The sequence below is a fragment of the Leifsonia xyli subsp. cynodontis genome, assembly GCF_050632205.1.
Classification (GTDB): Bacteria; Actinomycetota; Actinomycetes; order Actinomycetales; family Microbacteriaceae; genus Leifsonia; species Leifsonia xyli_D.
Window position 1 is genome coordinate 1,405,946 of sequence record NZ_CP192578.1, and the last position, 19,953, is coordinate 1,425,898.

The 19,953-nt window shown below is 70.4% G+C and carries 14 protein-coding genes and 2 pseudogenes; all 16 read right to left on the reverse strand.

Translation table 11 applies throughout. The features are described 5' to 3' along the window. Positions 1-45: 45 nt before the first annotated feature. Complete coding sequence (locus ACQ86M_RS06995) at positions 46-672, reverse strand: superoxide dismutase (protein ID WP_431221343.1); 627 nt, start codon at positions 670-672, stop codon at positions 46-48. 43 nt (positions 673-715) lie between these two features. Continuing rightward, positions 716-1,696, reverse strand: a complete 981-nt coding sequence (gene whiA, locus ACQ86M_RS07000) for a DNA-binding protein WhiA (protein WP_431221344.1) — start codon at positions 1,694-1,696, stop codon at positions 716-718. Between the two features lie 55 nt (positions 1,697-1,751). After that, on the reverse strand, positions 1,752-2,645 hold the full coding sequence (gene rapZ, locus ACQ86M_RS07005) for an RNase adapter RapZ (protein WP_431221345.1): 894 nt from the start codon (positions 2,643-2,645) through the stop codon (positions 1,752-1,754). Positions 2,646-2,683: 38 nt separating this feature from the next. Then, positions 2,684-4,735: an excinuclease ABC subunit UvrC gene (gene uvrC / locus ACQ86M_RS07010; protein WP_431247547.1), complete on the reverse strand. Its 2,052-nt coding sequence runs from the start codon at positions 4,733-4,735 to the stop codon at positions 2,684-2,686. A 3-nt stretch (positions 4,736-4,738) separates the two neighbouring features. Continuing rightward, a pseudogene (gene uvrA, locus ACQ86M_RS07015) lies at positions 4,739-7,647 on the reverse strand (excinuclease ABC subunit UvrA). 210 nt (positions 7,648-7,857) lie between these two features. Then, positions 7,858-8,361 (reverse strand): hypothetical protein, encoded by a 504-nt coding sequence (locus ACQ86M_RS07020; protein ID WP_431247548.1) that lies wholly within the window; start codon positions 8,359-8,361, stop codon positions 7,858-7,860. 60 nt (positions 8,362-8,421) lie between these two features. Then, a complete protein-coding gene (locus ACQ86M_RS07025; RefSeq protein ID WP_431247549.1) occupies positions 8,422-9,723 on the reverse strand; it encodes a DUF58 domain-containing protein in 1,302 nt (433 codons plus the stop codon). Further along, positions 9,720-10,739 carry an AAA family ATPase gene (locus tag ACQ86M_RS07030; protein WP_431247550.1) on the reverse strand — a complete coding sequence of 340 codons (1,020 nt, stop codon included), beginning with the start codon at positions 10,737-10,739 and terminating at the stop codon, positions 9,720-9,722. The genes ACQ86M_RS07025 and ACQ86M_RS07030 overlap by 4 nt, the downstream gene beginning before the upstream one ends. Then, complete coding sequence (locus tag ACQ86M_RS07035; protein ID WP_431247551.1) at positions 10,729-11,265, reverse strand: hypothetical protein; 537 nt, start codon at positions 11,263-11,265, stop codon at positions 10,729-10,731. The genes ACQ86M_RS07030 and ACQ86M_RS07035 overlap by 11 nt, the downstream gene beginning before the upstream one ends. Before the next feature lie 85 nt (positions 11,266-11,350). Then, positions 11,351-11,896, reverse strand: a pseudogene (locus ACQ86M_RS07040) (DUF4129 domain-containing protein); the annotation flags it as partial. A 222-nt stretch (positions 11,897-12,118) separates the two neighbouring features. Beyond that, entirely contained in the window at positions 12,119-14,185 is a 2,067-nt protein-coding gene (uvrB, locus tag ACQ86M_RS07045) for an excinuclease ABC subunit UvrB (protein ID WP_431221351.1), read from the reverse strand. 77 nt (positions 14,186-14,262) lie between these two features. Next, positions 14,263-14,865, reverse strand: coding sequence for a dephospho-CoA kinase (gene coaE, locus ACQ86M_RS07050; protein WP_431247552.1), 603 nt, complete (start codon positions 14,863-14,865; stop codon positions 14,263-14,265). Positions 14,866-15,045: 180 nt separating this feature from the next. Next, complete coding sequence (gene rpsA, locus ACQ86M_RS07055; protein ID WP_121261131.1) at positions 15,046-16,488, reverse strand: 30S ribosomal protein S1; 1,443 nt, start codon at positions 16,486-16,488, stop codon at positions 15,046-15,048. A gap of 106 nt (positions 16,489-16,594) precedes the next feature. Beyond that, positions 16,595-17,578: an epimerase gene (locus ACQ86M_RS07060; RefSeq protein WP_431247553.1), complete on the reverse strand. Its 984-nt coding sequence runs from the start codon at positions 17,576-17,578 to the stop codon at positions 16,595-16,597. After that, positions 17,575-18,204 (reverse strand): DUF4166 domain-containing protein, encoded by a 630-nt coding sequence (locus ACQ86M_RS07065; protein WP_431247554.1) that lies wholly within the window; start codon positions 18,202-18,204, stop codon positions 17,575-17,577. The genes ACQ86M_RS07060 and ACQ86M_RS07065 overlap by 4 nt, the downstream gene beginning before the upstream one ends. A gap of 33 nt (positions 18,205-18,237) precedes the next feature. Then, positions 18,238-19,911 carry a DUF885 domain-containing protein gene (locus ACQ86M_RS07070; protein WP_431247555.1) on the reverse strand — a complete coding sequence of 558 codons (1,674 nt, stop codon included), beginning with the start codon at positions 19,909-19,911 and terminating at the stop codon, positions 18,238-18,240. Positions 19,912-19,953 lie beyond the last annotated feature (42 nt).

Below are 19,953 nucleotides of genomic sequence, written 5' to 3' on the forward strand. Positions count from 1 at the left end.
CGGACGTCGGCGTCCCGGGAGGCTCCTCCCGGGACGCCATCCTGCTTACGACAGTAGCAGCAGACCCGCGGTCTTCTCGCGCGCCCGCAGGAAGCGGTCATTCACGTCGGACCAGTTGGTGATGTTCCAGAACGCCTTGACGTAGTCGGCCTTCACGTTGACGTAGTCGAGGTAGAAGGCGTGCTCCCACATGTCGAGCATGAGGAGCGGGACGGTCGCCGCGGCGAGGTTGCCCTGGTGATCGTAGAGCTGCTCGATGATCAGCTTCTGGCCCAGCGAGTCCCACGCGAGGATCGACCAGCCGGAGCCCTGGATGCCGAGCGCCGACGCCGTGAAGTGGGCGCGGAACTTGTCGAACGAGCCGAAGAACTCGTCGATCGCGGCGGCCAGCTCGCCGACCGGCTTGTCGCCGCCGTCCGGGGAGAGGTTGTTCCAGAACACGGTGTGGTTGACGTGGCCGGCGAGGTTGAACGCCAGGTCCTTCTGGAGCTTGTTGACGTAGGTCAGGTCGTCGGCGTCACGCGCCTCCGCCAGCTTGGCGATGGCGGTGTTGGCGCCGTCGACGTAGGTCTTGTGGTGCTTGTCGTGGTGCAGCTCCATGATCCGGCCGCTGATGTTCGGCTCGAGCGCCGAGTAGTCGTACGGAAGGTCCGGCAGGGTGTAGTCAGCCATTACTCATCTCCACTGTTGTTATGAGGGAATCCCCCTGAAAAAACTACACCTCGTCCAGATCGGCGGGGAGGCTGGCCTCGGTGCCCGGGATGCCGAGGTCGCTCGCGCGCTTGTCCGCCATAGCGAGGAGCCGGCGGATGCGGCCGGCGACCGCGTCCTTCGTCATGGGCGGGTCGGCGTGGTGACCGAGCTCGTCGAGGCTGGCGTCGCGGTGCGCGAGGCGGAGCTCGCCGGCGTACTGCAGGTGCTTGGGCACATCCGGCCCGAGGATCTCGAGGGCGCGCTCCACGCGGGCGCATGCCGCGACGGCGGCCTGAGCCGAGCGCCGCAGGTTGGCGTCGTCGAAGTTGACCAGGCGGTTCGCGTTGGCGCGGACCTCTCGGCGCTGGCGGAGCTCCTCCCAGTTCGCGACGGTCTGCGCGGCGCCCATCGCGACGAGCATCGCACTGATCGCCTCGCCGTCGCGGATGACGACGCGGTGCACTCCGCGCACCTCGCGGGCCTTGGCGGCGATGCCCAGCCGGCCCGCGGCCCCGACGAGCGCCATGGCGGCCTCGTTGCCCGGGCAGGTGACCTCGAGGGCGGCCGAGCGGCCGGGGTCGGTCAGCGAGCCGTGCGCCAGGAACGCGCCGCGCCAGACGGCGGCCAGCTCGTCGCGGGATCCGGTGGTGAGGCGGTTCGGGAGCCCGCGGATCGGCCGGCGGCGCGCATCCAGCAGACCGGTCTGCCGCGCCAGGGTCTCGCCGCCGTCGAGCACGCGCACCAGGTACTGGTTGCTGCGCCGGATGCCCGAGGCGGAGATCACCGACACGTCGCTGCGGACGCCGTACAGCTCGGCGAGGTCTTTCCGGACCCGGCGGGCGAGCTCGGGCGTCTCCAGCTCGCTCTCCACCGCGATACGGCCGCCGATCAGGTGGAGGCCGCCCGAGAAGCGCAGGATGGTCGCCAGCTCTGCGGCCCGGACCGTGGTCTTGCTGACCTCGACCTTCGTGAGCTCGTCCTTGACGTCGGAGGTGAGAGCCAATCGGATTCCTTACTGTCTCAAGGCGGGGGTGGTGCCGTGGATGGATGGGCCGGGATCATTCACGGCCGAGGTCGCGGTGTTTGGTGTTCACCGCCAGACCGGGGAAAGTGCGCAACCGGGCCGCGAGCTCTTCCGCAATCGCGACGGACCGGTGTTTTCCGCCAGTGCAGCCTATCGCGATCAGCGCGTGCCGTTTGTTCTCGCGCTGATAGCCGGCCATGATCGGGCGCAGCGCCGAGACGTAGCCCTGGATGAACTCCTCGGCGCCGTTCTGCTCGAGCACGAAGTCGCGGACGACCCCGTCGAGGCCGGTGTGCGGACGCAGCTCGGGGTTCCAGAACGGGTTGGGCAGGAACCGCGCATCCGCCACCATGTCGGCGTCGGCAGGCAGCCCGTACTTGAAGCCGAAGCTCATGATGGTGACCTGCACGTCCGCCGCGTCCTCCGCCGCGAACGTGTCGGTGATGTTGGTCGCCAGCTGGTGGATGTTGAGGTCCGTCGTGTCGACGATGATGTCGCTCGCCTCGCGGATCTCGCGCAGGCGCGTCCGCTCGGCGGAGATGCCGTCGAGGATGGTGCCGTCGCCCTGCAGCGGGTGCGGCCGGCGCACCTGCTCGAAGCGGCGGACGAGCACCGCATCCGACGCCTCCAGGAACAGCACGCGCACCTTGGTGCCCTCGCGCAGGCTCTGGATCATGTCGCGCAGGTCGACGAAGAAGTTGCGCCCGCGCACGTCGACGACGGCGGCGATGCGCGGCAGCCCGGACTCGGCCCGGTTCGCGAGCTCGATCAGCGGGCGGAGCATCTGCGGAGGGAGGTTGTCGACCACGTACCAGTCGAGGTCTTCCAGGGCGTTCGCGACCGTCGAGCGCCCGGCGCCCGACATCCCGGTGACGATGAGCACCTCCTGCTGCTCGCCGTTTGCGACAGTGTCGTCGTCGGTGGCCATCGAACGGTCTCCTCCGCTGCTGGGGTGTGGCCTCCAGCCTACCGACTGGCGTCCGCCGCTTGGCCGTCTTCCTCGCGCACATCGGTGCGGTCGGCGTCACCCGCGTCGCCCGGATCCGCGTCGGCGCGCGCACCGTCCGCCAGCCGCTCGAACACCGCCGTGGCGAGGCGCGGGCCGACGCCGCGCACCTCCGCGATCTGCTCGGGAGTGGCCTTCCGCAGCTGGGCGACGGAGCCGAAATGCTTCAGCAGCTCCTTGACGCGCGAGGGCCCCAGCCCGGGGATCTCGCCGAGCACCGTCCCGATGTCGCGCTTGCGGCGGGCCCGCTGGTACGTGATGGCGAAACGGTGCGCCTCGTCGCGGAGGCGCTGGATGAGGAACAGCGCGTCGCTGTTGCGCGGCAGGATCACGGGGAAACCGGAGTCGGGCAGCCAGATCTCCTCCAGCCGCTTGGCGATGCCGGCGAGCTGGATGCCCGTGACGCCGGACTCGTCGAGCGCCCGCTTCGCCGCCGCCACCTGCGGCTGGCCGCCGTCGACGATGAGCAGGTTCGGCGGGTACGAGAACTTGCGGCGGCGGCGCTCGGCCGCATCCACCACCTCGTCGGCACCGGCGGCGCCCTCGGCGTCGAGCGCCGTCTCCTCGTCGAGGCCCTCGACCGCCGCGGGCGCCTCCTTGAGGTACGCAAGGCGCCGCGAGATCACCTGGTAGATCGACTCGGTGTCGTCCGTCGACTCCGGGATGCTGAACCGCCGGTACTGATCCTTGCGGGGCAGCCCGTCCTCGAACACCACCATCGAGGCGACGATGTTCGTGCCGCTCAGGTGCGAGACGTCGTAGCACTCCATCCGCAGCGGGGCGTCGCCCATCCCGAGGGCGTCCTGGATGTCGTTCAGCGCCTTCGAGCGGGCGACGAAGTCGGAGCTGCGCCGGGTCTTGTAGAGGATGAGCGCGTTCTTGGCGTTCATCTCGACCGTCTGGGCGAGGGCGGCCTTCTCGCCGCGCTGCGCCGTCTTCAGCTCCACGCGTCCGGTCAGCCGGCCACGGGGAGCGGACGGGTCGGGCGTCTCGCGGCGGCGCTGCGTGAGCCAGAGGTCGAGCTCGGCCGTGTCGTCCGGCAGCTCGGGCACGAGGATCTCGCGCGGGGGCGCGTCCGGCCCGTCGTAGGCGTTCTGCACGACCGTCTCGACCAGCTCGCCGAGGCTGACGTCGAGCTCCTTGTCGACCACCCAGCTGCGCACACCGCGCACCCGGCCGCCGCGGACGATGAACTGCGTCACCGCGGCCGCCAGCTCGTCGTGCGCGATGCCGAACACGTCGGCGTCGATGTTCTCGGTCAGCACGACCGCGCTCTTGCCGAGCGCGCCCTCCAGCGCCTGGATCGCGTCGCGGTGGCGAGCGGCGGACTCGTAGTCCATCGTGCTCGCCGCCTGCTTCATCTTCTCGGTGAGGTCGCGCAGGTAGCCGCTGTCGTTGCCCGCCATGAAGCTGGCGAAGTCGATGGCGAGCGACTTGTGGTCCTCGGGCGTGATGCGGCCGACGCAGGGGGCGGCGCACTTGCCGATGTCGCCGAGCAGGCACGGCCGGCCGGTCAGCTCCGCGCGGCGGTACACGCCGTCGGAGCAGGAGCGCATCGGGAACGCCTTCAGCATCAGGTCGACGGTCTCGCGGATCGCCCAGACCTTCGTGTACGGGCCGAAGTAGCGGGCGTCCTTGATGTTGCGGTTGCGTGTGATCATCACGCGAGGCACCCGGTCGCCGAGCGTCACCGCGAGGTACGGGTACGTCTTGTCATCGCGGAACTTGACGTTGAACGGAGGGTTGAACTCCTTGATCCAGGTGTACTCGAGCTGCAGCGCCTCGTACTCGGTGCCCACGACCGTCCATTCGACGCTGGACGCCGTGGTGACCATGCGGCGGGTGCGCTCGTGGAGGCTGCGGAGCGGCTGGAAGTAGTTGCTCAGCCGCGCCCGCAGGTTCTTCGCCTTGCCGACGTAGAGCACACGCCGGTTCTTGTCGCGGAACCGGTACACGCCCGGCTGGGTCGGGATCTCGCCGGCCTTCGGCCGGTACGGGACGGTGTCGGCCATCCCCTACGCCGCGCCCCGGGCGGACTCGCCCTGCAGGATCTCCTTGAGGAAGAAGCCGGTGTGGCTGCCCGGCGTCTCGGCGACCTTCTCGGGCGTGCCGGTCGCGATCACCTCTCCGCCGCCCGCGCCGCCCTCCGGGCCCATGTCGATGATCCAGTCGGCCGACTTGATGACGTCGAGGTTGTGCTCGATGACGATCACGGTGTTGCCCTTGTCGAGCAGGCCGTTCAGCACCAGCAGGAGCTTGCGGACGTCCTCGAAGTGCAGACCCGTGGTCGGCTCGTCGAGCACGTACACGCTGCGGCCGTTGGAGCGGCGCTGCAGCTCGGTCGCGAGCTTGACGCGCTGCGCCTCGCCGCCGGACAGCGTCGTGGCGCTCTGACCGAGCCGGACGTAGCCGAGGCCGACGTCGACCAGCGTCTGCAGGTAGCGGTGGATGGCCGAGATGGGCTTGAAGAACTCCGCCGCCTCGCTGATCGGCATGTCGAGCACCTCGGCGATGTTCTTGCCCTTGTAGTGCACGGACAGGGTGTCGCGGTTGTACCGGGCTCCCCGCAGACCTCGCACGCGACGTAGACGTCGGGCAGGAAGTTCATCTCGATCTTGATCGTGCCGTCGCCCGAGCACGCCTCGCAGCGTCCGCCCTTGACGTTGAAGCTGAACCGGCCCGGCAGGTAGCCGCGGGTCTTCGCCTCGACGGTCTCGGCGAACAGGTTGCGGATGCGGTCGAACACGCCCGTGTAGGTCGCCGGGTTCGAGCGCGGCGTGCGGCCGATGGGCGCCTGGTCGACGTGCACCACCTTGTCGAGGTTCTCGAGACCGGTGACAGTGCGGTGCTTGCCCGGCACCTTGCGGGCGCCGTTGAGCTTGTTGGCCATGACCCGGTACAGGATGTCGTTGACGAGCGACGACTTGCCCGAACCGGAGACGCCGGTGACGGCGACGAACGTGCCGAGCGGGAAGTCGACCGTCACCTTCTTGAGGTTGTTGGCCTCGGCGTCCACGACCCGGATCATCCGCTTCTTGTCGATCTTGCGGCGCTTCGCCGGGATGGCGATCTCGCGGCGGCCGGCCAGGTAGTCGCCGGTCAGCGACGCGGTGTTCTCGAGCAGGTCGTCGTAGGAGCCGGAGTGGACGACGTGGCCGCCGTTGACGCCCGCGCCCGGGCCGATGTCGACGATCCAGTCGGCCGTGCGGATGGTGTCCTCGTCGTGCTCGACCACGATCAGGGTGTTGCCGAGGTCGCGCAGCGCGACGAGCGTGTCGATCAGCCGCCGGTTGTCGCGCTGGTGCAGACCGATGCTGGGCTCGTCGAGCACGTACAGCACGCCGGTCAGGCCCGAGCCGATCTGGGTCGCCAGGCGGATGCGCTGCGCCTCGCCGCCGGACAGCGTGCCCGCGGCGCGCGCCAGATCGAGGTAGCTCAGGCCGACCTGGATCAGGAAGTCGAGGCGGATCTTGATCTCGCGCAGCACCTGCGCGCCGATCTTCTGCTCGCGCTCCGTCAGGTGCAGCTTCTCCATGAAGGCGCGGGCGTCGCTCAGGCTGAGCAGCGAGGCGTCGGCGATGCTCTTGCCGTGCACGAGCACCGCGAGCACCTCGGGCTTCAGACGCTTGCCGCCGCAGACGGGGCACGGAACCTCGCGCAGATACTCGGCCCACCGCGCACGCTGCGTGTCGGTCTCGGCCTGCAGGTACTGGCGCTCGATGTACGGCACGACGCCCTCGAAGCCCGACGTGTACGACATCTCGCGTCCGTAGCGGTTCTTCCACCGCACCTTGACCTCGAAGTTGTCGCCGTGGAGCACGGCGTCCTTCACTTCCTGCGGGAGCTTGCTCCACGGCGTCTTCAGCGAGAACTTCAGATCGCGCGCGAGGCCGTCGAGCAGCTTCTCGTAGTAGTTGAAGAGTCCCTTGCCCTGGGTGGTCCACGGCACGATGACGCCCTCGGCGATGCTCAGCTCGTCGTCGCCGAGCAGCAGCTCCTCATCCACCGACATACGGGTGCCGAGGCCCGAGCACTCCGGGCAGGCGCCGAACGGCGCGTTGAACGAGAAGGTGCGCGGCTCGATCTCGGTCAGCTGGATCGGGTGGCCGTTCGGGCAGGAGAGCTTCTCGCTGAAGTTCTGCCAGGCGGCCGCACCCTCGCGGTCGACGTAGTTGACCTGCACCAGACCGTCGGTCAGGCGCAGCGCCGTCTCGAGCGAGTCGGTGAGGCGGCCCAGGATGTCGGGGCCGGCCACGAGACGGTCGATGACGACCGAGATGTCGTGCTTCACCTGCTTCTTCAGCGCGGGCGGGTCGGAGAGCTGCACCTGCTCGCCGTCGACCAGCGCGCGCGAGTAACCGCTCGCCGCCAGCTCCTTGAAGAGGTCGACGAACTCGCCCTTCTTCTGCGAGACGACCGGGCTGACCACCATGTAGCGGGTGCCCGCTTCCAGCTCCATGAGCTGGTCCGCGATCTGCTGCACCGTCTGACGCTGGATGCGCTCACCGCAGATCGGACAGTGCGGCACGCCGATGCGCGCCCACAGCAGACGCATGTAGTCGTAGATCTCGGTGATCGTGCCGACGGTCGAGCGCGGGTTGCGGTTGGTGGACTTCTGGTCGATCGAGACCGCGGGGCTCAGGCCCTCGATGAAGTCGACATCCGGCCGGTCGACCTGGCCGAGGAACTGCCGCGCGTACGCCGACAGCGACTCGACGTAGCGGCGCTGCCCTTCGGCGAAGATGGTGTCGAACGCGAGCGACGACTTGCCCGAGCCGGAGAGGCCCGTGAAGACGACCATCGAGTCGCGCGGGATCTCGAGGTCGACGTTGTGGAGGTTGTGCACGCGGGCACCGCGCACACTGAGGTGCGACCCGGTCACCCGGCCGATGCTGCCGCCGATCGTGCCGGTCTCGCCGCTCACCCGTTCGTTGTTCACTCGCCCGCTGCTCACTCGCTCTATTCTCCGCCATCCATGCTGGGAAATCCGGGGCTGTTCGCCCACCGCGCACCTCGCTCGAGACCTCGAACGTGTGTTCGATTCTATCGTGCCGGGCGCGGGCATCCCCGCAGGCGCGAGTCTAGGTGGCACCACCGACATTCGTGCCGCGCACCCCTTCGTGGACGGACCGGATCAGCGGCGTGGGCGGCGGAGCAGGGACGGGATGAGCATCCCCACGAGCGCCAGGACCGCCGCACCGGAGACGATGGCCAGCAGCGGCAAGGATGCGCGGGACGGCGGCAGCAGGATGAGCACCGCTGCCGCCTGCACGGGCACCTGGATCAGAACGAAGCGGCGCAGCGACGGCAACAGCACCGTGGGGTGGAGGCGGGCCGTGGGCGGCACGGCCAGCATCCACGCGGCGATGAGGTGGAGGGCGTGCACGCCCGCGATGAGGGCGAGCAGGCGCAGGGTCAGGATGCCCGGCTCGACCAGCGACGACAGCACGAGCACGCCGATCAGCACCCAGGCGGTCAGCCAGCGGGGGCGCCACACGGCGACGCCCACCAGCAGGGCGGCGATCGCGGTCCATGGGCCCTCCGGCACACCGACGAGCACGAGCGGGAGGGCGACGGCGGCGAAGGCGGCACGCAGCGACCAGCCGGGGACCGTGCGTGCGAGCGCGTCGGGCGTCATCGGCGTGCCCCCGCGACAGGGCTCGCAGCCCGGCATCACGAACGCTCGGATCCTGCCAGGTCAGCAACTCCACTCCCCGGACTGCAGTCGGCGCAGGCGCAGCCGGCGTTCGAGCTCGATCGTGCGCAGCGCCAGCCGGTCGCGCGCGGTCAGGTCGCGCGTATCCCGCGCGGGCAGCACATCCACCGCGATCACCCGGTGCCCTGCCGCGCGCCAGGTGAGGGCGAGCGTGGACGGCTGGTCGTCGAGAAAGGTGGCGAGCACGTACACCAGCGCGCCCGGGGAGAGCCGCGGCGACCGGACGCGCTGATAGCCGGAACCCGTGGCGGCCGTCAGCTCGATCTCACGCAGGACACGTTCCCGGTGCCGCGCGCCGGCACGCGGCGGGAGTACCCGGTGGGACTCCCCCAGGTCGTCGAAGCCCACGCGGTCGCCGGCGGCGGCGTAGGCGGCGGCCAGAGAGGCGGCGGCCTCCCGCGCCACGTCCAGCGACGAGACGGCCGGCCGCGGGTAGGCGCGCGACCAGTCGGCGACCACGCCGGTCAGGTCGTCGCGGGCGTCCAGCACGAGGTGCACCGCGGCGTCGGAGGTGGCGGTCGTGCGCCGGACGTAGAGCTCGCCGGAACGGCCGGCGCGTGCGGTCGCGCGCCAGTCGATCCGCCGGAGCCGGTCGCCGGGATGGAACAGATCGATGTCGCGGAACTCCCCGCCGTCGCCGGGGCGCGTGGACACATGCTGGCCGGTGAGACCGAGCAGCCGGGCGGGCAGCGGAAGGGCGCGCACCCGGGCGCGGATCGGGCGGACCACGCGCTCGAGCTGCGCGCCGCCGGACGGCGCGGTCACCCAGGCGGCGTCGGGTCCGATCGCGCGGGCGGTCACGGCGGCGATGCGCTGGCGGCCGGAGTGCACGACGGGGACGTCGCCGGTCGCGTCGGCGGCGGCACGCGGGGTGAGCACCGCATCCACCGGGGCGGATTCGCCGAGCGCGAGGCGGAGGTGGATGGCGTCGGGGCGCTGGGTCGCGGTGGTGCGGAGGCGGACGGTGAGGGCGGGCGTACCGACCGCGGCCGGGCGGATGGCGGCGGGCGAGATCACGGAGGTGTCGAGGACGGTGTCGTCGGCGGCGGTGGTTCCCGTGCTCCGGCGGGTCGGGCGCCGGTCCCAGCCCAGGGCGGCGGCGAGGAGGAGCGGCGCGCCGACCAGCGCCGGCTCGACACGCGACATCACGAAGGCGGCGACGATCGCGACGATCCCGACGACGACCGCACCCGCCAGCGACGGGCTCGCGATCCATCCCGTCGCGGTCAGCGCCCGTGCCCGCGAGTCTGCGGCGGGTACTCCGCTCTCGCCGGGGTCGGTCATCGCCCCTGGGCCTCCGCGCGGTGCGCCGTTCCGACCGCGGGCGGCCCGGCGACCGTGTTGACGGCCTCCGCCACGACCTGCTCGGCGCGGACCCCGCTCGTCCACGCCTGCACCGTGAGGGTGAGTCGGTGCGCCAGGACCGGGATCGCGACCGACTTCACGTCATCGGGGATGACGAAGTCGCGGCCGTCGAGCACGGCCAGGGCGCGAGCAACGAGCAGCAGCCCCTGCGACCCGCGGGGTGACGCCCCGACCTCGACCGAGCGGTCCCGCCGGGTGGCCGCAGCGAGGCGGACGCAGTAGGCGACGATGTCGGGGTCCACATCCACCGCCTCGACGCCCGCCTGCATGGCGGTGAGCGTCGCGGCATCGATCACCGGTTCGACCGTCGCGACCTCGTGCCTCCGCGCGACGCGGGCGAGCAGCACCCGCGACTCCCCCGCCTCGTCCGGATAGCCGACGCTCAGCCGGACCATGAACCGGTCGAGTTGGGCCTCCGGCAGCGCGTAGGTTCCCTCCGACTCGATCGGGTTCGCCGTCGCGACGACGTGGAACGGCGTCGGAAGCCGGAAGCTGCGTCCCTCCACCGACACCTGCCCCTCCGCCATCGCCTCCAGCAGCGCCGACTGCGTCTTGGGCGAGGTGCGGTTGATCTCATCGGCGAGGAACAGGCCGGTGAAGACGGGCCCGGGCCGGAACTCGAACTCGGCGGTGCTCGGCACGTAGACGAAGGACCCGGTGATGTCGGAGGGCAGCAGGTCCGGCGTGCACTGCAGGCGGCGGAAGTCGAGCCCGACGGCGGCCGCGATGCTCCGCGCGGCGAGCGTCTTGCCGAGTCCCGGGACGTCCTCGAACAGCACATGGCCGCCCGCGAGGATGGTCGCGAAGGCCACGCGGAGCGGCTCGCGCATCCCGACGACGACGCTCCCGACGCGGTCGAGCACAGCGGAGCCGAGGCGCGCGACCTCGTCGACGGCGAGCGGCGGAACGGACGGGATGCTCGGGTCAGCGGGCACGGGACGGCTCCTCGGGGGTCGGGGTCGGTTCGGGGTCGGTGGGGGGATCGAGCGCCTCGAGCCGTTCGAGGACGGCGGCGACCAGGGCGGTCCGTGGTGGAGCGACGGCCGAACCGCGGCGCAGCAGGCTCAGGGCGTCCGCACCCAGGAGCGCCTCGAGCTGAGCGTCGGCCGCCCGGTCCTCGAGGTCGAGGCCGCGCAGGGCCAGGGCACGCTCCGCCACCGAGCGCAGGCGGCGGACGCCCTCGGGCGACGCGCGTCCGCCCCGGGATCCGAGCGACCAGCCGAGCTGCACGACGTCCCGCCGGGATCCCGCCCGCGGTGGCGGGGGCGCGACCGGCCAGCTCACGTCCGCGGCCTCGCCGAGCGCGGACAGGCAGGCCGTGAACGCGAGGGCGGCCGCGCCGAGCCCGATGGCGTGTTCGGCGTCCATCCCGAGGTACCAGGCGGCGACGCCGACGGCGACGCCGAGCAGCGCGCTGAGGATGAGCCGTCGCAGCAGCCGCGGAGGCAGGCGGCGGCTCACGGGCGCCCCCGAGGAGGTCGCCGGAGCTGCGCGGACCCGTTGCGGCGCCGACCGTCCAGGATGCGCGCAGTACGTCCACGGCCTCCCGCGCGGCGTCGACGTCGGTGGCGGTCACGGGCGTGCTGCTGAACCGCGCGCGGAGGTACAGGGCGAGGAAGCGCCTCGCGGCGTCGCGGTCGGCGGCCACGCGCGCGACGACCCGGGCGGCGAACTCGGCGGGCGTCTCGGCGGGTAGGCGCCGGACGCCCGAGTCGGCCGCGCCCTCTTCGAGCCCGACCCATGCGCGCTCGATCGCGTCGCGCGGTTCACGTCGCTCGGAGAGCTCGGCGGAGGCCCGGTCCAGACCGCGTCGGACGTGCTCCGGTTCGGGCTCGTGCTCGGGGGCGGGCGGCGCGTCGGAGACACCGGCATCCGCGACGTCGGCCAGCGACGGCAGCTCAGCCTGGGGTGCCGACCGGCGTCGGAGTCGCCACAGGATCGCCAGGGCGACGATGACCGCCAGGATGATGAGGGCGACCAGCAGCCAGGACAGGTCGATGCGGACCTCGTGGTACGCCTGCTGCGGCCCAGGCGAATCGGTCATCCCCTGCTGCGGGGGGCCGCTGCGGATGGGCGCCGGCGGCAGGAACATCCGCGGACCGGTGAACTCGGGCGTTCCCTGGAAGGCCAGCGCGAGCACCGCGACTCCCACGAGGGCGGCGCAGACCGCGAGCGTCCAGCGCCTCCGTCCCGTCGTCCTCGCAGCCACCCTGCCACCGTATCCCGGCCCGCAACCGCGCGAGTGGTGACTTCATGTCGCAATTCGCGCCGAATTCCGACCACGACTCACCACTCGCGCTCCTGCGCTGGCCGGTCAGCCCAGGTGGCCCGCCTTCTCCATCTGGCGGAGGTCGCGCTTCAGGTCCGAGAGCTCGTCGCGCAACCGCGCCGCCAGCTCGAACTTGAGTTCGCCCGCCGCCGCCAGCATCTGCTGGTTGAGGTCGGCGATGATCCCTTCGAGCTCGGCCGCACCCTGCGCGGCGATGCCGCCGCTGCGGAGGTTCGGCGTCGGGCTCTTGCGCTTCTGCTCGCGGCCTGCGAGCATGCGCGCCGTGTCGGCCTCCTCCCGCGCGAGGATGTCCGTGATGTCGGCGATGCGCTTGCGCAACGGCTGCGGATCGATGCCGTTCACGCGGTTGTACTCGATCTGCTTCTCGCGGCGGCGTTCGGTCTCTTCGATCGCGTTCTTCATCGAGTCGGTGAGCACGTCGGCGTACATGTGCACCTGGCCCGAGACGTTTCGGGCCGCACGGCCGATGGTCTGCACGAGCGAGGTGGACGACCGCAGGAAGCCCTCCTTGTCGGCATCGAGGATGGCGACAAGCGACACCTCCGGGAGGTCGAGTCCCTCACGCAACAGGTTGATGCCGACGAGCACGTCGTAGACACCGGCGCGGAGCTCGGTCAGCAGCTCGACGCGACGCAGCGTGTCGACGTCGGAGTGCAGGTAACGCACCTTGACACCGGCCTCCGCCAGGAAGTCGGTGAGCTCTTCGGCCATCTTCTTCGTCAGCGTGGTGACCAGCACGCGCTCGTCGCGCTCCACCCGCAGTCGGATCTCTTCGAGCAGGTCGTCGATCTGGCCCTTCGTCGGCTTCACGACGATCTCGGGGTCGACCAGACCGGTGGGGCGGATGATCTGCTCCACCACGCCGTCGGCGATGCCCATCTCGTACTTGCCCGGCGTGGCCGACAGGTAGACGGTCTGGCCCACGCGGTCTTTGAACTCGTTCCACTTCAGCGGGCGGTTGTCGAGCGCGCTCGGGAGCCGGAACCCGTGCTCGACCAGCGTGCGCTTGCGCGACGCGTCGCCCTCGTACATGGCGCCGATCTGCGGCACGGTGACGTGCGACTCGTCGATCACCACGAGGAAGTCGTCGGGGAAGTAGTCGAGCAGGCAGTGCGGGGCCTCGCCCGGCCGCCGTCCGTCGATGTGCCGCGAGTAGTTCTCGATGCCCGAGCAGAATCCGATCTGCTCCATCATCTCGAGGTCGAACTGCGTGCGCATGCGCAGGCGCTGCGCCTCGAGCAGCTTGCCCTCGCGCTCCAGCTCCTGCAGCCGTTCGTGCAGCTCCTCCTGGATCGTGCCGATCGCGCGCTGCATCGTCGCCGGGCTCGCGGCGTAGTGGGTCGCCGGGAAGACGGACACCGCATCCATCTTCGAGATCACGTCGCCGGTCAACGGGTGCAGCGAGTACAGCGCCTCGATCTCGTCGCCGAACAGCTCGATACGGATCGCGTGCTCTTCGTAGACCGGGATGATCTCGATCGTGTCGCCGCGCACGCGGAACTTGCCGCGCGAGAAGTCGACGTCGTTGCGCTCGTACTGCATGTTGACGAAGCGCCGGATGAGCGCATCGCGCCCGACGTTCTGGCCCACCTGCAGCGCGACCATCGCCTCCAGGTACTCCTCCGCCGCACCGAGACCGTAGATGCAGGAGACGGTCGAGACGACCACGACGTCGCGCCGGCTCAGCAGCGAGTTGGTCGTGGAGTGCCGCAGGCGCTCCACCTCGGCGTTGATCGAGGAGTCCTTCTCGATGAAGGTGTCGGTCTGCGGCACGTACGCCTCGGGCTGGTAGTAGTCGTAGTAGGAGACGAAGTACTCGACCGCGTTGTTCGGCAGCAGCTCGCGGAACTCGTTCGCCAGCTGCGCCGCCAGCGTCTTGTTGTGCGCCAGCACCAGCGTCGGGCGCTGCACCTGCTCGATCAGCCACGCGGTGGTTGCCGACTTGCCGGTACCGGTCGCGCCCAGCAGCACCACGTCGGTCTCACCGGCGTTGATGCGCCCGGCCAGCTCGGCGATCGCCGTCGGCTGGTCGCCGCTCGGCTGGTATTCGCTGACGACCTCGAAGGGACGGACGGAGCGCGTGGGAAGCATGCCTCCAGTCTAGGAAGCACCACCGACACTGCGGCCGGCTCTCGCTCACAGCGGAACAGCCGCCGCGGCGAACGCGCTCAGTGCCTGCCCTGCAGCCGTTCCCAGAGGGCGTCGACCTGTTCGCGGGTGCGCTGCAGCGTGCCATCCGTGTCGATGACCACGTCGGCGACGGCCAGGCGCTCCTCGTCCGACGCCTGCGAGCGGATGCGCCGCTCAGCCTCCGCCGCGTCCATTCCCCGCAGCGTGACCAGCCGGTGGATGCGGGTCGCCGCATCCGCGTGCGCCACGACCACGAGGTCGAACGGGTACTCGTTCGCCGACTCCACCAGAAGGGGCACGTCGTAGACCACGATCGCGTCCGGGTCCGCCGCGGCGGCCGCCTCGAAGCGGGCCGTGGACGCCGCGAGGACCGCCGGGTGGGTGATCCCGTTCAGGTCGCGCAGCGCGTCCTGGTCGCCGAACACGATGGCGCCGAGGGCCGGACGGTCCAAGCTGCCATCCGCCGCGATGACGCCCTGGCCGAAGCGCCGGGCGATCTCCGCCAGCGCGGGCGTGCCGGGCTCGACGACCTCGCGGGCGATGCGGTCGGCGTCGACGATGACGGCGCCGTGTGAGGCGAGGCGGGACGCGATGGTCGATTTGCCGGAGGCGATCCCCCCGGTGAGTCCGATCAGCTGCACCGGCCCAGCCTAGCCGGGACCTGCATTGCCCCGCTCTCAAGCGATTGCGGTTATCCGTAACGTCCGCGCGTGCGCGAGCACCCGCAGTCGTTCCGAACCGCCGCAGTCTCGGTTGCCGACGTCCCGGGAACGACGAAGCGGCCGGTCCCGAAGGACCGGCCGCTCGTCATGAGACGTGTCTCAGTTGTTGGAGCTGAGCTTCTCGCGCAGAGCCGCGAGCGACTCGTCGTCGGCGAGCGTTCCGCCCGAGCCCGTCTCGGAGGAGTACGAGGACGAACCGCTGTCGGCGGCAGCCTCCTCGAGGCCCTTGGCGACCTGGCGCTTGTGCGCCTCCCAGCGCGCCTGGGCCGCAGCGTACTGCTGCTCCCACTCGTCGCGCTGCGCCTCGAAGCCTTCCTTCCACTCGTTCGTCTCGGGGTCGAAGCCCTCCGGGTACTTGTAGTTGCCCTGGTCGTCGTACTCGGTGACCATGCCGTACAGCGCCGGGTCGAACTCGGTGCCCTCGGGGTCGACGCCCTCGTTCGCCTGCTTGAGCGACAGCGAGATGCGGCGACGCTCCAGGTCGATGTCGATGACCTTGACGAACACCTCGTCGCCCACGGACACGACCTGCTCGGCCAGCTCGACGTGCTTGCCGGACAGCTCGGAGATGTGCACGAGGCCCTCGATGCCGTCTGCCACGCGGACGAACGCACCGAACGGGACCAGCTTGGTGACCTTGCCCGGCGCGACCTGACCGATCGCGTGGGTGCGGGCGAAGACCTGCCACGGGTCCTCCTGCGTCGCCTTGAGCGACAGGGAGACGCGCTCGCGGTCGAGGTCGACCTCGAGGATCTCGACGGTGACCTCCTGGCCCACCTCGACGACCTCGGAGGCGTGCTCGATGTGCTTCCAGGAGAGCTCCGACACGTGGACGAGGCCGTCGACGCCGCCGAGGTCGACGAACGCACCGAAGTTGACGATCGACGAGACGACGCCCTTGCGGACCTGGCCCTTGTGCAGGTTGTTGAGGAACGTGGTGCGGGACTCCGACTGGGTCTGCTCCAGCAGCGCGCGGCGCGAGAGCACCACGTTGTTGCGGTTCTTGTCGAGCTCGAGGATCTTGGCCTCGATCTCCTGACCCAGGTACGGGGTGAGGTCGCGGACGCGGCGCAGCTCGATGAGCGAAGCCGGCAGGAAGCCGCGCAGGCCGATGTCGACGATCAGGCCGCCCTTGACGACCTCGATCACCGTACCGGTGACGACGCCGTCGGCCTCCTTGATCTTCTCCACATCGCCCCAGGCGCGCTCGTACTGAGCACGCTTCTTGGACAGGATGAGGCGGCCTTCCTTGTCCTCCTTCTGGAGAACGAGGGCCTCGACGGTGTCGCCGACCTCGACGACCTCGGTGGGGTCGACGTCGTGCTTGATGGAGAGCTCGCGCGAGGGGATGACGCCCTCGGTCTTGTAGCCGACGTCGAGGAGGACCTCGTCGCGGTCGATCTTGACGACGGTGCCTTCGATCAGGTCTCCGTCGTTGAAGAACTTCAGCGTCTTTTCGACCGCGGCAAGAAAGTCCTCAGCAGATCCGATGTCGTTGACGGCGACCTGCTTGGGTGCCTTGTCGGTCGTTGCGGTTGTCATGTAGTGGGTGCTCCGTAATGGACAGGAATCAGGCCGGTCGCGATCGTTTAGGATGTTTTCCGCGAACGGCAGGCGGATTGGGATGTCACACAAGTGACGTTCTAGTCTACCGGGCGGCGGACGGGTGCAGCAAGCCGCGGCCGGCGAGGATGTCACGGAGCGCCGGTTCGAGCTCCGGGTAGGCGAATTCGTAGTCCGCATCGAGCAGCCGTTCGGGCACCACCCACCGGCTCTTGAGCACCAGCTCGGTCTCGGTGCGGATCGCCGCCGAGCCGAGTTCGAGCATCCAGCGGTACGCGGGCAGGCCGATCCTGGCGCCCAGCAGCCGGCGCAGGGTCGCCATCAGCGTCACATTGTCGGTGGGATTCGGCGACGACACATTCACCGGCCCGTCGAGTTCGGGACGCGCCCGGAGGAACTCGATCGCCCCGAGGACGTCGGCGATGTGGACCCAGCTGAACCGCTGCCTCCCGCCGCGGGCCCGGAACTCGTGGAAGGTGCCGGCATTGCGGCGCGGGGTGGTCGCGAACCACGGACCGTCGATCTGCGGTCCCCCGAGGCCGAACCGGACCAGGTTGACCAGAGGCGTCAGCGCGCTGCCGTCGCCGAGCACGATCGCCATGCGCAAGGCCACCCGGCGGGTTCCCGGGAGCTCGCCCGCGAACAGCTCGCGTTCCCACGCCTTCGCCACCTCGACCGAGAAGCCGGTGCCGAGCTCGCCGGTGGACTCGGTCATCGGCCGGTCCTCGGCATGGCGGTAGATCGTCGCAGTGGATGCGTTGAACCAGACGGGCGGCGGGTCGTCGCTCGCGGCGATCGCCTCGCGCACGGCGCGCGTCGTCTCGAGCCGGGACCGGAAGATCTCCGCCCGGGCGGCGTCGCCGTAGCGGCAGTTGACGCTCTTGCCCGCCAGGTTGATGACCGCCGCTGCCCCGGAGACCGCCCGCCGCAGTCCCGCGGCGTCGTCCCAGCGGACGTCCGGGCCGTTGCGGCCGACCAGGGCGACCTCGGCACCCGCCGCACGGTAGTGCTGCGCGAGGTAGCGCCCGACGAACCCGGATGCTCCTGCGATGACGATGCGCTCGCTCACGCCGATCGTTCCCCCTCTTCCGCGATCCCGTACCGGAACCGCCCCGTGTATTGATAGATGCGCCCGATCAGCGGCGCGGTCACCGTGATCGAGACCAGCTGCTGCTGCTCCTCGTCGCTCCACCGCTCGGTGAGCACGACCACCGGGGCGAACGGAGCGGGGAGGCGCAGGCGCCGCCCGGACACGACCAGCCAGACAACCGTCGACCGGAGGCGGAGGCCGCCGTCCCGCACGGTCGCCGCGAACTGGGCCTCGGTCCGGACCGGGCGCCCGAGGCGGTCGACGACCGCCCCGCCGCGTACTCCGATCTCGTCGATCATCGTCGCGGTTCGCCCCCGGAGCTCGAAGACCCGGGTGGCGGCGACCGCCGGCGCCCCGTCGGTGCCTGCGACCGGCCGGTTCTCGACGGTGAACGGAACCCCGCGCTGCCACACCGGGAACATGACGTGCGACCGGGCGAACACGGCGAGCACGGGCCACAGCCACCGTCGCGGCGTGCCCACGGTGTCGAACACGCCCGCGCCCCGCCCGACCGCGCCGTCCGGGATGGCGTCGAAGTACCGCTGCAGCCGCGGGTGCAGCTCGTCGAACGCCGCGCCCAGAACGGCGCGGTACGGGGAGATCACCAGGACGTCAGGGACACCGACAGGATGCGCTGCTCAGTCGAGCAGCGCCGCCTTCAGTGTGTCGAGGCCGACGCCGCCGATGTCGAGTGCCTTCTTGTGGAAGGCCTTGATGTCGAACGAAGCACCCTCGCGGCGGGCGTACTCGTCGCGCAGCTGCTCCCAGATGCGCTGACCGATCTTGTACGACGGCGCCTGTCCGGGCCAGCCCAGGTACCGGTTCACCTCGAAGCGCACGAAGGGATCGTTCATGTTCACGTTCTCGCGCAGGAAGGGGAAGGCGTCTTCACCCGTCCACGGACGCGAGCCGTCCGGCATCGGCTTCTCCAGGTGCACGCCGATGTCGAGCACCACGCGCGCCGCGCGCATCCGCTGGCCGTCGAGCATGCCCAGACGGTCGGCCGGGTCGTCGAGGTAGCCGAGCTGCTCCATGAGGCGCTCGGCGTAGAGCGCCCAGCCCTCGGCGTGACCCGACGTGCCGGCGATACGCCGCCACGAGTTCAGCTGCGCCTTGTTGTAGGTCGCCTGCGCGATCTGGAGGTGGTGACCGGGAACACCCTCGTGGTAGACGGTCGTCAGCTCACGCCAGGTGTCGAACTCGGTGACGCCCTCGGGCACGCTCCACCACATCCGGCCCGCGCGGGCGAAGTCGTCGCTCGGGCCCGTGTAGTAGATGCCGCCCTCCTGCGTCGGCGCGATCATGCACTCCAGGCGGCGGATCTCGGCCGGGATGTCGAAGTGCGACTTGCCCAGTTCTTCGATCGCACGGTCGCTGGTCTCCTGCATCCACCGCTGAAGAGCGTCGGTGCCGTGCAGTTTGCGGCTCGCGTCTCCGTCGACGAACGCGATCGCCTCGTGCACGCTCGCGCCCGGCTTGATCTCGCCGGCGATGGACTCCTGCTCGGAGCGCATCCGGGCGAGTTCTTCGATGCCCCACTCGTACGTCTCGTCGAGGTCGACGGTCGCGCCGAGGAACCCACGGGACGCGAGCGCGTAGAGCTCGCGGCCGACGGCGTCCTTCTCGGGGGCGTGCTGCGCCAGCTCGTTCTCGAAGAAGTCGGCGAGCGTGGCGTACGCCTGCGCGGACTCCTTCGCGCCCTGCGCCAGGTCGGCCTTGAGCGACTCCGGCAGCACGCCGTTCAGCGGCTTCGCGTCGGCCGTGAACTCGTAGAAGAAGCCGGTGTCGGCGACCTGCTTGCGCGCCTGCGCCAGTACCTCGCGCACCTGGCGGATGGCGGGGACGTTGCCCGCCGCGATGCCGCTGCGCAGCGTCTCGATGTAGCCCTCCATCGCCGCGGGGAGGTTGTGGAGGCGCTTGGCGACGTTCGCCCAGTCCTCCTCGGTGTCCGTCGGCACGAGGTCGAAGATGTCGCGCAGCTCCTGTGCCGGCGACGCGATGACGTTGAGGTCGCGCTGAGCGAACCCCGCCTCATGCTTCTCGACCGTGAGCTGCAGTTCGCGGCTCAGGTCCATCTTGGTGATGCGGTCGATCTCGTCGACCGGCTCTGCCGCCTCGATGCGGGCGAGCGTCTCCTTCACCTTGGCGATGGCGTGCTCCGCGCCGGCGGGCGAGTAGTCGGCGTACTCGCCCTCGCGGCCGGGCCGGCCGAGCCAGACGTGGAATTCGGGATAGAGCTCGAGCTGGGTGTCGACCCACTCCTCGGCGATCGTGTCGACCGGGGTGGGTTCGCGCTTCTGATCGTTGGTCATGCTCCGACCCTACCGACGAGCGTCCGACACCGGCACGGGCCG